The organism is Pseudocitrobacter sp. 2023LY-00077 (genome assembly GCF_055796175.1).
On sequence record NZ_JBSPEI010000005.1, the window covers coordinates 175,399 to 189,138 of the forward strand.

Annotated in this window: 13 protein-coding genes; 7 read left to right on the forward strand and 6 right to left on the reverse strand. The window is 55.0% G+C overall.

Going from position 1 to position 13,740, the window contains the following annotated elements; genetic code table 11:
- Positions 1-205 precede the first annotated feature (205 nt).
- The 3 genes from ACWWFX_RS08810 to ACWWFX_RS08820 form a co-directional block, all read right to left on the reverse strand.
- Positions 206-1,204 (reverse strand): Gfo/Idh/MocA family protein, encoded by a 999-nt coding sequence (locus tag ACWWFX_RS08810; RefSeq protein ID WP_473223601.1) that lies wholly within the window; start codon positions 1,202-1,204, stop codon positions 206-208.
- Between the two features lie 81 nt (positions 1,205-1,285).
- Entirely contained in the window at positions 1,286-1,978 is a 693-nt protein-coding gene (locus ACWWFX_RS08815) for a SanA/YdcF family protein (protein WP_276220820.1), read from the reverse strand.
- A 92-nt stretch (positions 1,979-2,070) separates the two neighbouring features.
- On the reverse strand, positions 2,071-2,562 hold the full coding sequence (locus tag ACWWFX_RS08820) for a M48 metallopeptidase family protein (RefSeq protein ID WP_276220818.1): 492 nt from the start codon (positions 2,560-2,562) through the stop codon (positions 2,071-2,073).
- A gap of 83 nt (positions 2,563-2,645) precedes the next feature.
- Here ACWWFX_RS08820 and rlmG point away from each other — a divergent pair, with 83 nt between their 5' ends.
- The 3 genes from rlmG (at position 2,646) to ACWWFX_RS08835 (ending at position 4,722) form a co-directional block, all read left to right on the forward strand.
- The gene (gene rlmG, locus ACWWFX_RS08825) at positions 2,646-3,782 is read left to right on the forward strand and encodes a 23S rRNA (guanine(1835)-N(2))-methyltransferase RlmG (protein WP_456146526.1); all 1,137 of its coding nucleotides are present in this window, start codon (positions 2,646-2,648) and stop codon (positions 3,780-3,782) included.
- A 212-nt stretch (positions 3,783-3,994) separates the two neighbouring features.
- Complete coding sequence (locus tag ACWWFX_RS08830) at positions 3,995-4,309, forward strand: type II toxin-antitoxin system HigB family toxin (RefSeq protein ID WP_456146525.1); 315 nt, start codon at positions 3,995-3,997, stop codon at positions 4,307-4,309.
- Positions 4,306-4,722: a helix-turn-helix domain-containing protein gene (locus tag ACWWFX_RS08835; protein ID WP_473223602.1), complete on the forward strand. Its 417-nt coding sequence runs from the start codon at positions 4,306-4,308 to the stop codon at positions 4,720-4,722. Before ACWWFX_RS08830 ends, ACWWFX_RS08835 begins: the two co-directional genes overlap by 4 nt.
- Positions 4,723-4,779: 57 nt before the next feature.
- Here ACWWFX_RS08835 and ACWWFX_RS08840 read toward each other — a convergent pair whose 3' ends face one another.
- Entirely contained in the window at positions 4,780-6,798 is a 2,019-nt protein-coding gene (locus ACWWFX_RS08840) for an oxidoreductase (RefSeq protein WP_473223603.1), read from the reverse strand.
- Between the two features lie 142 nt (positions 6,799-6,940).
- Entirely contained in the window at positions 6,941-8,329 is a 1,389-nt protein-coding gene (ygjG, locus tag ACWWFX_RS08845; protein ID WP_276220808.1) for a putrescine aminotransferase, read from the reverse strand.
- A gap of 345 nt (positions 8,330-8,674) precedes the next feature.
- Between ygjG and ACWWFX_RS08850 the strand changes: the two genes are divergently transcribed.
- The gene (locus ACWWFX_RS08850; RefSeq protein WP_473223604.1) at positions 8,675-10,195 is read left to right on the forward strand and encodes a methyl-accepting chemotaxis protein; all 1,521 of its coding nucleotides are present in this window, start codon (positions 8,675-8,677) and stop codon (positions 10,193-10,195) included.
- Here ACWWFX_RS08850 and ACWWFX_RS08855 read toward each other — a convergent pair.
- Positions 10,192-10,782 (reverse strand): PadR family transcriptional regulator, encoded by a 591-nt coding sequence (locus ACWWFX_RS08855; RefSeq protein ID WP_473223663.1) that lies wholly within the window; start codon positions 10,780-10,782, stop codon positions 10,192-10,194. The genes ACWWFX_RS08850 and ACWWFX_RS08855 overlap by 4 nt on opposite strands.
- A gap of 247 nt (positions 10,783-11,029) precedes the next feature.
- Between ACWWFX_RS08855 and ACWWFX_RS08860 the strand changes: the two genes are divergently transcribed.
- From ACWWFX_RS08860 to ACWWFX_RS08870, 3 genes are all read left to right on the forward strand, one after another.
- Positions 11,030-11,794: a siderophore-interacting protein gene (locus ACWWFX_RS08860; protein WP_473223605.1), complete on the forward strand. Its 765-nt coding sequence runs from the start codon at positions 11,030-11,032 to the stop codon at positions 11,792-11,794.
- A gap of 254 nt (positions 11,795-12,048) precedes the next feature.
- Positions 12,049-13,071, forward strand: a complete 1,023-nt coding sequence (locus ACWWFX_RS08865) for a methionine ABC transporter ATP-binding protein (RefSeq protein WP_276220803.1) — start codon at positions 12,049-12,051, stop codon at positions 13,069-13,071.
- Complete coding sequence (locus ACWWFX_RS08870) at positions 13,064-13,732, forward strand: methionine ABC transporter permease (protein WP_108475053.1); 669 nt, start codon at positions 13,064-13,066, stop codon at positions 13,730-13,732. Before ACWWFX_RS08865 ends, ACWWFX_RS08870 begins: the two co-directional genes overlap by 8 nt.
- Positions 13,733-13,740 lie beyond the last annotated feature (8 nt).

Genomic DNA, 13,740 nt, shown 5'->3' on the forward strand with positions numbered 1-13,740 from the left:
CGGCAAGGTCTCACTTACAACAAAAAGTATGCACTTCAAACGGTTGCCCGAAGGTGCATACGTTTTATTGCCCGGCGACCGGATACGGTTTTTCACGTATCGTAATGACGATCCACCGGCAAGGAAGTTACTCCCCTTTGCGGGTTACAAAATATTACAGGCCATCGACGACGTCAATGGCCTGTAACATCTGTTTTACATAGCTTTACGCAGGCACCTGCTCGCTAACGTCATCCGCAGGGAAAGTGACGCCAGTCTGGCGGCGAATCTCCGTTTGCAGTTTCGCGGTTGTACGGCTGACAGCAAGCCCCGGATGATTCACTTCATTGGTTTCGACCAGACGGGCAAAGACCTCTGCTTCATACAGCATAGTATTAATATGCTGAGGCTGAGTGAGATCCTGCGCTTTGCCACCGCGCGGCACGAAGGTGACTTTCTGGCACTCGGAGATTTTCTCGATGACCAGCGACCCGTCTTCGCCCTGGATTTCGCTCGGCAACACGGAATCACTGACTTTTGAGTGCTGCAACGTAACGCTGAAATCGCCATAGTCGAGCACCACCAGACCATGCGCATCCACGCCGCTTTCCAGCAGGCTCGCTGATGCCTGCACACCGTGCGGTTCGCCCCACAGCGCGACCGCTGAGGCCAGGCAATAAAAACCGATATCCATAATCGAACCGTTAGAGAACGCCGGATTAAAGGTATTTGGGTTTTCACCGTCGAGATAGCGCTGATAGCGGGACGAGTACTGGCAGTAGTTGATAAGCGCTTTACGCACCTTACCTACCTTGCTTAACGACTGCTGTAAAAGCAGGAAATTAGGCAGGCTGGCGGTTTTAAACGCTTCGAACAGTACGACCTGATTTTCGCGCGCGGTTTCAATCGCCGCTTCCACTTCACGCAGGTTTGACGCCAGTGGCTTCTCACAAATCACGTGCTTTTTATGGCGTAAGAAAAGCTGTGTTTGCGGGAAATGGAACGAATTTGGGCTGGCGATATACACCGCATCAATGGCATCGCTTTGCGCCATCGCTTCAAGCGAAGTAAAAAGGTGCTCGACGGGATAATCGTTGGCGAAGGTTTGGGCCTGTTCCAGACTGCGAGAATAGATAGCGGTGAGCTTATATTTGCCGGTCTCGTGGGCGGCATCGACAAACTGTTTGGTTATCCAGTTTGTACCAATGACTGCGAAACGTATCATAGACGCTGACGTGCTCCATAAAAGGGGATCTTCCTTCAATGTAGCACGCTGGCATGACAAAATGAGTGCGCAGTAACGCACTTATTTAGTGGCGGGGCAACCGTGCTCGCTGTTCGGGCCAATCATCACCGTGGGGCCGAGATACCTGGGCTGACGGTGGAGTATTTTGGCATCAATGACCGCGCTGACGCGGGCGAGCTTTTCGCGCAGGCGCACCAGTTTGCCGCGGCCTTGATCCAAATCCTGAGCGTTAAAGCCGATGGCATCAATGCCATATTGTTTCGCCAGCCAAATGGCGCGTTGATTATGAAATTCTTGCGAGATAATCGTGATGTTATTTTCACCAAAGACTTTATTGGCGCGCACGACAGAGTCGAGGGTGGAGAACCCCGCGTAGTCACAGAAGATAGCACTGGCGGGGACGCCTTTGGCGATCAACGCCTGCTGCATGCCGGAAGATTCATCGTAATTTTTACGACCATTATCGCCGCTCACCAGCAGCCATTTCACTTTTCCGGAATGAAATAATGCCGCTGCTGCGTTAATCCGTCGGGCGAAGTAATTGTTGCCCGGTTTGGCCCCTAACAGCAGGCCTACATTGCGCGCAGGTATTGCATCGACGTCATTCCATGTCAGTTGCTGGCTTGCTTTGACTATCTCCCGGTTGGCGAAAAAAATCATAGCAATAGCCGCAAAGAGCAGAAAACAGACGAACCTGAACATGCGTCGAGAGCAAAAAAGGTGACGGAGAAAACGGGCTAACACGCGCAGCATTGATCGTTATCCTTAACGAAAGCAGGGGAAAGTCGATTGTAGACGTTAGTGGGTAAATTCATAACGATCGGCGATCGAATTCAGATTTTGTCTTAACCCAACGACATCTGTGTCAGCCACAGCCGGGTATCAAACTCCAGCTGGTGGTATTGCGGTTCCATGTGGCAGCAAAGCTGATAAAACGCTTTGTCGTGCTCTTTCTCTTTCAGGTGCGCTAATTCATGCACCACAATCATGCGCAGAAACGGCTCTGGCGCATTGCGAAAAACGGTGGCGACGCGAATTTCCGCTTTGGCTTTCAACTTCCCACCCTGAACGCGCGAAACGGCAGTATGCAGGCCCAGCGCGTTTTTCAGCACGTGGATCTTATTGTCATACATCACCTTATTAATTGGCGGCGCGTTGCGCAGAAACTGGCTTTTGAGATCCTGCGTGTATTGCCAGAGCGCCTTATCGGTGGCGAAATCGTGCGTGCCGGGGTAGCGCTTTGCCAGCACGGCACCCAAACGCTGTTCGGCGATAAGCGTGCGCACTTGTGCCAGCAGGTGTTCCGGGTAGCCCTGGAGATAAGTTAGTTGCGTCATCACAGCCCCAAATCGGATTAAAAAGTGTATACTCACGCACCCTTTTCAGGGATAACGCCAAATTTTACCATTCTGGAGGGCCGATGAGCCACATAGACAACGGTTTCCGTTCACTGAACCTGAAACGTTTCCCGGAGACGGACGACGTCAACCCGCTACAGGCGTGGGAAGCGGCGGATGAGTATCTGCTGCAGCAGTTGGACGACACCGAAATCAACGGCCCGGTCCTGATCTTCAATGACAGCTTCGGCGCACTGAGCTGCGCGCTGGCGGAGCATAAGCCGTACAGCATTGGTGACTCTTACGTCAGCGAGCTGGGTACGCGTGAAAACCTGCGCCATAACGACATTGACGAATCCAGCGTCAGATTCCTCGACAGTACCGCGGAATATCCGTCTGCGCCTGCCGTCGTGCTGGTTAAAATCCCGAAAACGCTGGCGCTGCTGGAGCAGCAATTGCGCGCACTGCGCGAGGTTGTTACCCCGCAAACGCGTATTATCGCTGGCGCGAAAGCGCGCGACATCCACAACTCAACGCTGGCGCTGTTCGAGAAAATCCTCGGCACCACTACTACTACGCTTGCGTGGAAAAAAGCGCGTCTGATTAACTGCTCCTTCACGAAGCCGGCGCTGGCAGACGAATCGCAGATCCTGAGCTGGCCGCTGGAAGGCACCTCGTGGACCATTCATAACCACGCGAACGTCTTCTCTCGCACCGGTCTGGATATCGGCGCACGCTTCTTTATCGAGCATCTGCCGGAAAATCTGGAAGGTGAGATTGTTGATCTCGGCTGCGGTAACGGGGTGATTGGCCTGACGTTGCTTGCGAAAAACCCGGAAGCGACGGTGGTGTTTGTGGATGAATCACCGATGGCGGTGGCCTCCAGCCGCCTTAACGTGGAAAGCAACCTGCCGGACGCCATCGACCGTTGTGAATTTATGATCAACAACGCGCTCTCCGGCGTCGAACCGTTCCGCTTTAACGCGGTACTGTGCAACCCGCCGTTCCATCAGCAGCATGCGCTGACTGATAACGTGGCATGGGAAATGTTCCACCACGCGCGTCGTTGCCTGAAAATTAACGGCGAGCTGTATATTGTGGCTAACCGTCACCTCGACTACTTCCACAAGCTGAAGAAGATTTTCGGCAATTGCACCACCATCGCCACCAACAGCAAGTTTGTGGTGCTGAAAGCGGTGAAGCTAGGGCGTCGCCGTTAAGGCGAATCCCTCACTCCGGCCCTCTCCCATAGGGAGAGGGAGCAAAACCTCCGCTTCTGGAAGCGTGCTCGCAGCATTAAAATTCTACATCTTCCTTCTCTTGTATCGCTCTGTTTGAAGCGTAACCTCACTTCGCCCTGATGACGTAACGTATTGCCAATTTGGCAACATGCGTTATGATATTGCCAATTTGTCAACGGAGTTGATGAAGAATGCACCTGATAACACAAAAAGCATTGAAAGATGCGGCCGAAAAATTTCCGCAGCATGCGCTGGAGATCCTCGCGCTGGGGAGGGTGGTTTCGAAAGGATACTTCAGGACGCCCGAGGCACTAAAGGGGCTTTTCCCCTCTCTGGATAATTTTAAATATCTGGATAAACATTATGTTATCGACATTGGTCGGAACGAATTACGCGTTATTGTGATGATTTTTTTTGATTCGCAGAAGTTCTATGTTCGGCAGGTGTTCACGCATAAAGAGTACGATAGGTTTACAGCAGAGCATCGAGGAAGGGGAAAAAGATGATGGTCATTTCTGAAGTACTGAAGGCAGGTGAAAAGCTGACACAAGCCGCTCCTTTTTTGGCCGGTATCCAGAACGATGAACAGCATAAAGAAGCGCTCCTACTGATTGAGCATCTGTTACTGAACGATCCCGATAACCCGCTTGTGGACCTGGTATGCGCAAAAATTACGGCCTGGGAAACCTCGGCACCGGAGTTTGCTGAATTTAATGCGAGGCTTGAAGCGACGCCAGCAGGCATTGCGGTAATTCGTACGTTAATGGATCAGTACGAATTAACGTTATCCGATCTTCCTGAAATCGGCAGCAAATCGATGGTATCCCGGGTTCTCAACGGGCAGCGAAAGCTAACTCTTGAACACGCGAAAAAGCTGGCGGCCCGTTTTGGTATTTCACCGGCGTTGTTCATTGATTAAGGCGTCGCTGCCTTAACATTACGCACAATCGGTTCCCTCTCCCTGAGGGAGAGGGTGTCAAATCTCCAGCGCCAGCCGTGTCCCCTGCGCGATTGCCCGCCGCGCATCCAGCTCCATTGCTACATCGCAGCCGCCAATCATATGCACGGTTTTCCCGCTTTCCGCCAGCGGTTGCGCCAGCGCGCGCTGCGGATCTTGTCCGGCGCAGATCACCACATGATCGACCCTCAGCACCTGCGCTTCATCGCCGATCGTGATATGTAACCCTTCGTCGTCGATCTTCTGATAACTCACCGCCGGGATCATCTTCACGCCGCGCGACAGCAGCGTTGCCCGGTGGATCCAGCCGGTGGTTTTGCCGAGCCCATCACCGGGTTTACTGGCTTTACGCTGAAGCATCACTATTTTGCGCGGGCTCTTCGGCAGCATTGCGCCTTCCGGGCGCAGGCCGCCCGGCTGTTGCAGCGTGGTGTCGATGCCCCATTCCTGGCAAAATTCGTCAATATTTTGACTGGTAGAAATGCCTGGCTGACTTAAATACATCGCGGTATCAAAGCCAATGCCGCCGCAACCGATAATCGCCACCGAATTTCCCACCGCAACCTTGTCACGCAGCACCTGGAGATAGGTCAGCACTTTGGGATGATCGATCCCGTCAATCGCGGGCATGCGCGGGACGATCCCGCAGGCGAGGATCGTTTCGTCAAATGCCTGCAGATGATCCGCTGTGACCCGATGATTCAGTTTGAGCGTTACGCCCGTGACGTCGATCATCCGGCGGTAGTAGCGCAGCGTTTCGTAAAATTCCTCTTTGCCGGGGATCTGTTTGGCGATATTAAACTGCCCGCCAATTTCGCTATGCACATCAAACAGTGTGACCTGATGCCCGCGCGCGGCGGCGTTAATGGCAAACGCCAGCCCGGCCGGGCCCGCGCCGACGACGGCGAGATTTTTCTTTTTTAGCGCCGGGACAATCGGCATTTTGGTTTCATGACAGGCGCGGGGGTTCACCAGGCAGGAGGTGACTTTGCCCATGAAGATCTGATCGAGACACGCCTGATTGCAGCCAATACAGGTGTTAATCTCGTCGGCGCGGCCCGCCTGTGCTTTTGACAGCAACTCCGCATCAGCGAGGAACGGGCGAGCCATCGATACCATGTCGGCATCGCCGCGCGCCAGAATATCGTCCGCGACGCCAGGATCGTTGATGCGGTTGGTGGTAACCAGCGGGATCGTGACACGTCCTTTGAGCTTGCGCGTGACCCAACTGAATGCCCCGCGTGGTACCGGCGTGGCGATGGTAGGGATCCGCGCTTCGTGCCAGCCAATGCCAGTATTAATGATCGTCGCCCCCGCTGCTTCAATGGCCTGCGCCAGCTGCACGGTCTCATCAAATGCGCCGCCGCCTTCCACCAGGTCCAGCATCGACAGACGGAAAATGATGATGAAATCTTTTCCCACGCGCTCGCGTACTGCGCGAATAACCTCCACAGCAAAACGCATTCGGCGCGGATAGTCGCCGCCCCATTCATCGTCGCGATGGTTGGTGCGCGCCGCCAGAAATTCGTTAATCAGATAGCCTTCTGAACCCATCACTTCCACGCCGTCATACCCGGCTTCCCGCGCCAGTTGGGCACAACGGGCGAAATCATCAATCAGCGTCAGGATTTCATCGTGGGTTAACGCATGCGGCGTAAAGCGGTTGATCGGCGCCTGAATGGCCGAGGGCGCCACCAGATGCGGCTGATAACTGTATCGCCCGGTGTGCAGAATTTGCAGGGCGATTTTGCCGCCCTCCTGATGCACCGCATCCGTCACCAGCCGATGCTGAGGGAGCTGGCTGGCATCACTCAGCACCGCACCGCCTTCCATACCGACGCCGGAAAGCGCCGGTGCGACGCCCCCGGTGACAATCAATGCCACGCCGTGACGCGCACGTTCGGCATAAAACGCCGCCAGCCGTTCGGCCCCGCTGGGATGCTCCTCCAGCCCGGTGTGCATCGAGCCCATCAGAACGCGGTTTTTAAGGGTAGTGAAGCCCAGGTCCAGCGGGGCGAACAGCGACGGATAGCTCATAAGATTGTCCAGTATGTAAAATTATTGTTATGTGGTCGGATGAGTTTAATTTAGCCGTCGGCGTAGAAAAGGGAAAAGGGGAATGCAGGGATTGTGATGGGATTCAAAGAACGCCCCCCACGAAAACAGGGGGGCGTGAGATTTACTGCTCGGTCGTGACCTGTTTTTCAACGCGCAGCGACGCCAGCGCCTTGCGCGCCGCCTTCAGCACCAGTTCGCACTGCTCGATGGTCAGCGTGAGCGGGGGCTCGATGCGGATGGTTTTGGCGTTGTTGAGCGTCCCGGCAACCAGCACGCGCTGGCGGAACATTTCACTCGCGAAGCTGTAGCCGATTTCGTTATCGACAAACTCAATCGCCATCAGCATCCCTTTACCGCGCGCTTCACGCACCAGGTCCGGGTATTCGCGCGCCAGGCTGCGGAAGCCGTCCAGCAGCATGTCACCTTTCTGCTCCGCCTGTGCCGGAAGGTTCTCCGTCAACAGCACGTTGATGGTGGCGAGTGCGGCCGCACAGGCCAGCGGGTTGCCGCCAAAGGTGGTGGTATGCAGGAACGGATTATCGAACAACACCGAAAAGACCTCTTCGGTGGCGATGGTCGCGCCGATAGGCATCACGCCGCCGCCGAGTGCTTTCGCCAGGCACAAAATGTCCGGCTGAACGTTCTCGTGTTCGCAGGCAAACATTTTGCCCGTGCGCCCCATCCCGGTTTGCACTTCATCGAAGATCAGTAACGCGCCAAACTCATCGCACAGCTTGCGTACCGCTGGCAGGTAGCCCTGTGGCGGCAGGATCACGCCGCCTTCACCCTGGATAGGTTCCAGGATCACCGCCGCCACGTCGTCACCGGTTTTCTGGCATTCGGATAGCGCTAGACGCATGGCGTCGATGTTGCCAAACGGCACATGACGGAAGCCCGGCAGCAGCGGCATAAACGGCTTGCGGAACGTGGATTTCGCTGTGGCTGAGAGTGCGCCAAGCGATTTCCCGTGAAACGCGCCGCTGGTGGCGATGAAGGTGAATTTACCGCGTGGCGACTGGTATGCTTTGGCAAGCTTCAGCGCCGCTTCCACGGATTCGGTGCCACTGTTGCTGAAGAAACTGTACTTCAGTTTCCCCGGCGCCAGCGCGGCCAGCGTTTTCGCCAGCATCGCACGAAGCGGGTCGAGCAGCTCCTGGCTGTGTAGCGGTTGTTTGACGAGCTGATTCTGTACGGCGGAAACCACAACTGGATTACGGTGCCCCACGTTGAAAATGCCAAATCCACCCAGACAATCAATAAACTCCTGTCCCTGGGTGTCGACAAGCGTATTCAGGCTCCCCGCTTGCCACTCTACGGCTCCGTAATCCCCGCCGGCGGTCACAGATTTTCGATACTCCAGAAACCCCGGGTTTACATGCTCTTTAAAGTATTCTCTGACCTCCTGATTGAGAGCTTTCATCTCCTCATGATCAAGCGTGCGCTTTTCAATGAGATTCAATGCGTGTGCGCTACAGGCCAAAGCCGATGCGCTGGAAGGTAATCTGTTCAAAATAAGCTCCCGGGGGTCACGTATCACACGATACTGAATTAAGTATTGCAGGGATTGCGCCACTTCGAAGCGGGCGCTGAAAATCGGGATAAACACCAGGGAGAAATGCAGTTGCACAATATTTAATCGTCCAGCGGCCCTGTGGCCGCAGGAGAAGGACAAATCTCATCTCGCCAGAATGGGGCGAAATGCGCGAAAAAGGGGCAGATCGTGCGCCATTTTAACGCATGAGAGAATATATCCTCTAAAAATGCGAGCTGAATCGAGATTAACGAATAAAGCTAAGTCATCCGCCGCCGACATAACCTTTACACAATAAGCCTTATTACCGGCAAGGATACCTGCATGTCTTCACAACCCTGGGTTAGTCAACGCGAATACCCGCTGGATGAACAAACGACGTTAATGTCCACTTCCGATCTCAATAGCTATGTCACTCACGTAAACGATGCGTTTATTCAGGTGAGCGGCTACAGCATGGAAGAGATTTGCGGTCAGCCACACAACCTGGTCCGTCACCCGGATATGCCGAAAGCGGCGTTTGCCGATATGTGGTACACCCTGAAACAGGGGGAGCCGTGGAGCGCAATTGTCAAAAACCGGCGTAAAAATGGCGACCATTACTGGGTGCGCGCCAACGCCATCCCGATGGTGCGGCACGGTGAAGTCACCGGCTATATGTCGATTCGCACACAGGCTACGCCGGAAGAGGTAGCTGCCGCGGAGCCGCTCTATCGGGCGTTAAAAGAGGGGCGCAGTAACAAGCGGCTCTACAAAGGCATGGTGATCAGTAAACACTGGTGGGGCAAGCTGTCCGTGATGCCGCTACGCTGGCGCGTGCGGCTATTGATGACGTCCCTGTTTATGCTGTTAGCGGCGGCGCTGTGCGCCACGCATGCGCCGTGGATGTCGCTGGCGGTGGCGGCACTGCTGATGCTGGCGGGAACGGCGCTGCTTGAAGCGCAGATCGTTCGCCCGGTCGAGAATGTGGCGCATCAGGCTCTCAGTATTGCGACCGGTGGACGTCACCGCGTGCAGCATCTGAGCCGTGGTGATGAACTGGGGCTGATTTTGCGATCGGTCGGACAACTGGGGCTTATCTGTCGCTGGTTGAAAAATGACGTCGCAAGCCAGGTCTCCAGCGTCAGCCAGGGAAGCGATACGTTAGCGAAGGGCAACGATGATCTTTACGAACGCACCCGCCAGACGGTGGTTAATGTCCAGCAGACGGTGGCAACGATGAACGAGATGAATGCCTCCGTGCAAAGCAATTCGCAAACGGCGGCGGCAGCCGATAAGCTCTCAATTGCCGCTAGCGGCGCGGCGGAGCAGGGCGGGCAGGCAATGCAGGGCGTGGTCAGAACGATGGACGAAATTGCTGACAGCACGCAGCGGATTGGCTCAATCACCACGCTTATCAATGATATTGCCTTCCAGACCAATATTCTGGCGCTAAATGCGGCGGTCGAAGCCGCGCGAGCGGGCGATCAGGGGAAAGGCTTTGCGGTGGTAGCGGGGGAGGTTCGTCAGCTGGCGAGCCGCAGCGCAACGGCGGCTAACGACATTCGTAAGCTGATTGAGGCCAGCGCCAGCAAGGTGCATTCCGGCGCCGATCAGGTTCACGCGGCGGGGCGGGTGATGAACGATATTCTGGCGCAGGTGCAGAATGTGACGCAGTTGATTGCACAAATCAGCCAGTCGACCTCAGAGCAGGCCAACGGGCTGTCGGATATTACCCGCGCGGTGGCGGAACTGGATGCCATTACCCAGAAAAATGCCGGGCTGGTTGCTGAAAGCGCCCATGTGTCGGCGATGGTAAAACATCGCGCCAGCCGGCTTCAGGACGCTGTCACGGTACTGCATTAATCAAGCTGTGAAATTTCCAGCGCCGCGCGGTCGATCACGCCAACAATCTGTTTTAGCTGCGCGTCGCTGATTTCGCTCTGGTTCACTTTCAGGTTCAGTACGGCCTTGAAGTTTTCCAGCGCGCGTTTCATTTGCGGATCTTTACGCAGTTCGTGGCCGACCATGCGGAGTTTCAGCTTCGCCTGAACCTGCTCCAGCACCTCTTTGTTTTCCACCAGCACATTACTGCCTTCCCCGGTGATGGCGATTTTTTTACGTCCACCGTCTTCTTCCTGGATGGTGATCAGCCCCTGATCCTGCAACAGATCGAGCGTCGGGTAGATTACGCCAGGGCTTGGGGTGTAGTTGCCCTGGGTCATGTTTTCGATCTCTTTGATCAACTCGTAACCGTGGCTGGCGTTGCGGGAAAGGATATCCAGTACCACCAGACGCAGCTCGCCATGGCCGAAGAAACGCTGACGACGCCCGCCGCCAAAGCCGCCTCCACCGCCGTGACGACCTTCACCACGACCACCACGACATTCGCGCTCACCATGGCATTCACGACCACCGCGTCCGCCGCGGCCAAACTCTGAAAAGTGTCTCATCATTTTTACCTTAACTTGTTTTCGATATATCTAACTTATATCTAAACATCTATCTTTAGCAAGGGTGAGATAAGGTGATTTTTTATCTTTATGAAATATAAATGATTATTTTTATTTTGATGATTTTTTGTGCGACAGATAAAGTATATCTTAAAAAAAGCTTGCTTTCTTTCTAACTGGCAATCATTATCATTTGCATCAAGTTTAGATATATCTATTTTTCACGAAGGCGACGGATAACACCACTATGAAAGAAAAAAAATACCCACAGCGCGTGCGTAATGAACTGCGTTTTCGCGAATTGAGCGTGTTACGCGTGGAGCGCATTGGCGCGGGTTTTCAGCGCATTGTGCTGGGCGGTGAGGCGCTGGATGGCTTCTCTTCACGCGGCTTTGACGATCACACCAAACTGTTTTTCCCTCAGGCAGGCGAACGTATCGCGCCGCCGACCATGACCGACGAAGGGATCGTTTGGCCGGACGGTGTGCGCCCGCAGTCGCGAGACTACACGCCTCTCTACAACGCCGAGCGTCATGAGCTGGCCTATGACTTCTTTATTCATGATGGCGGCGTGGCAAGTTCATGGGCGATGAATGCCCGCGTGGGTGACACGCTGACGATTGGCGGCCCGCGTGGTTCGCTGGTGGTGCCGGAAGATTACGCCTGGCAGCTTTATGTGTGTGATGAATCGGGTATGCCTGCGCTGCGCCGCCGTCTGGAAAGCCTGCGCCAGCTGCCCTCGTGCCCGCAGGTTAAGGCCATTGTGACGATCGCGGATGAGTCGTATAAGGACTATCTGGCGGAGTTCAGCGAGTTTGAGATTGAGTGGGTGATTGGTCATCGCGAACAAGCCGTGGCCGATAAACTGGCGACGCTGTCTGTGCCTGCGGAGGATTATTTTATCTGGGTGACCGGGGAAGGCGCGGTGGCCAAATCGCTGGTGAGTCGTTTTGAAACTGACGCGATTGATCAACAGCTGGTAAGGACGCAGGCGTACTGGCATAAGAAGTAAGTGCGCTGGTTTTGTCGGGTGGCGCTGCGCTTACCCGACCTACAAAGGCTGAATACGCTGCGTGTCGGGCGGCGCAACCGCATTAGCCAAATTCCGACTATGCTTTGCCGAAAATAATCGTATTGCCGCACCCGGTGCGGCGACTCGCTTATAACCTCTCGTAATAACACATTCCTTTTTGTTGTTTGCTATCTATCACTCATTCCCGATATCGTCTGGACGTCCATACTTCTAAACCGCTATTTGGCAGACGAATGATAGTACTCAGGAATATTTCAAAGATTTTTAACCCTGGAAAAGGGACGATCACGGCGGTCGATAACGTCAACCTGAGCATTGAGCAGGGGCAGATTTACGGCATTATCGGCTACAGCGGCGCGGGAAAAAGCACGCTGATTCGCCTGCTTAACGGGCTGGAAAAACCCACTGCGGGCAGCGTTGTCATTAACGGGCAGGATATCTCCGCTGCGAAAGGCGAAAGTCTGCGCCAGGCACGCCTGAAAATCAGCATGGTATTCCAGCACTTTAACCTGCTCTGGTCGCGTACGGTCAGCGAAAACATCGCCTTTTCGATGCAGATTGCCGGCGTACCGAAAGCCAAAATTCGCGCTCGCGTGGCGGAACTGGTTGAGCTGGTGGGCCTGAAGGGGCGTGAAAATGCCTATCCCTCACAGTTAAGCGGCGGGCAGAAGCAACGTGTGGGTATCGCCCGCGCGCTGGCCAACAACCCGGACGTGCTGCTGTGCGATGAAGCCACCTCGGCGCTCGACCCGCAAACGACCGATCAAATTCTCGACCTGCTGCTGGATATCAACCGCCGCTTCCGTTTAACCATTGTGCTCATCACCCATGAAATGCACGTAGTGCGTAAAATCTGCGACCGCGTGGCGGTGATGGAAGACGGCAAAGTGGTGGAAGAGGGCGATGTGCTGGAGGTCTTTACCCATCCGCAAAAACCGATTACCCAGCAGTTTGTGCGCCAGGTAAGCCAGTACGTTGAAGAAGAGGCGTTTAACCCCGATCTCACCGACGGCCTGACCGGCAGCATTATCAAGCTGACCTTTACCGGGCAGACGACTCATCGCCCGGTGGTGGGCGAGCTGACGCTGCGCTACGGCCTGCCGTTCAACATTCTGCACGGCAAGATGACGCAGACCACGCACGGCGCGTTTGGTCAGCTCTGGCTACACGTGGTGGCGAACCCTGAACAACTGAAAAGCATCCTCGCAGATTTGCAGGAAACCGGCATCGACAGCGAGGTAGTGAAACATGGCTGAGCAATTCTTACCGCATCTGAAATGGGATGCCCTGTGGGCCGCCACCCAGGAGACGCTCTACATGACCGCGCTTTCCGGTGTGGCGACGTTTGTCCTCGGCATCGCGCTCGGGCTGGCGCTGTTTCTGACCGCCAAAGGCGGGCTCTTTTATAACCGCCCGCTGTACAGCGTGATTTCGGTGGTGGTGAACGTCTTCCGTTCCATTCCGTTCATTATTTTGATTGTGTTGCTGATCCCGTTTACCAAAACGATCGTCGGCACCATTCTCGGCGCGAACGCGGCGCTGCCCGCCCTGATTGTTGGTGCGGCTCCGTTCTATGCGCGACTGGTCGAGATTGCCCTGCGTGAAGTCGACAAAGGGGTGATTGAGGCAACCCGTTCTATGGGCGCACGTTTGTCGACGCTGATTTTTCGCGTCCTGCTGCCCGAATCTTCCCCGGCGCTGGTTTCCGGTATTACCGTCACGCTGATTGCGCTGGTGAGTTACAGCGCAATGGCGGGGGTGATCGGCGCAGGTGGCTTAGGGAATCTGGCTTATCTGGAAGGATTCCAGCGCAACCACAATGACGTCACGCTGGTCGCGACGGTGACTATTCTCATCATCGTTTTCATCATCCAGTTCTGCGGCGACGTACTGACTTCTCTGTTAGATAAACGCTAATAACACAC

Excerpts from the sequence above, each read along its gene's own strand:
- ACWWFX_RS08850 (WP_473223604.1), top strand. The coding sequence starts at position 8,675 with ATGTCTTCACAACCCTGGGTTAGTCAACGCGAATACCCGCTGGATGAA.
- ACWWFX_RS08860 (WP_473223605.1), top strand. The coding sequence starts at position 11,030 with ATGAAAGAAAAAAAATACCCACAGCGCGTGCGTAATGAACTGCGTTTT.
- ACWWFX_RS08810 (WP_473223601.1), bottom strand. The coding sequence starts at position 1,204 with ATGATACGTTTCGCAGTCATTGGTACAAACTGGATAACCAAACAGTTT.
- ACWWFX_RS08835 (WP_473223602.1), top strand. The coding sequence starts at position 4,306 with ATGATGGTCATTTCTGAAGTACTGAAGGCAGGTGAAAAGCTGACACAA.
- rlmG (WP_456146526.1), top strand. The coding sequence starts at position 2,646 with ATGAGCCACATAGACAACGGTTTCCGTTCACTGAACCTGAAACGTTTC.
- ACWWFX_RS08840 (WP_473223603.1), bottom strand. The coding sequence starts at position 6,798 with ATGAGCTATCCGTCGCTGTTCGCCCCGCTGGACCTGGGCTTCACTACC.
- ACWWFX_RS08830 (WP_456146525.1), top strand. The coding sequence starts at position 3,995 with ATGCACCTGATAACACAAAAAGCATTGAAAGATGCGGCCGAAAAATTT.
- ACWWFX_RS08820 (WP_276220818.1), bottom strand. The coding sequence starts at position 2,562 with ATGACGCAACTAACTTATCTCCAGGGCTACCCGGAACACCTGCTGGCA.
- ACWWFX_RS08865 (WP_276220803.1), top strand. The coding sequence starts at position 12,049 with ATGATAGTACTCAGGAATATTTCAAAGATTTTTAACCCTGGAAAAGGG.
- ACWWFX_RS08815 (WP_276220820.1), bottom strand. The coding sequence starts at position 1,978 with ATGCTGCGCGTGTTAGCCCGTTTTCTCCGTCACCTTTTTTGCTCTCGA.
- ACWWFX_RS08870 (WP_108475053.1), top strand. The coding sequence starts at position 13,064 with ATGGCTGAGCAATTCTTACCGCATCTGAAATGGGATGCCCTGTGGGCC.
- ACWWFX_RS08855 (WP_473223663.1), bottom strand. The coding sequence starts at position 10,782 with ATGAGACACTTTTCAGAGTTTGGCCGCGGCGGACGCGGTGGTCGTGAA.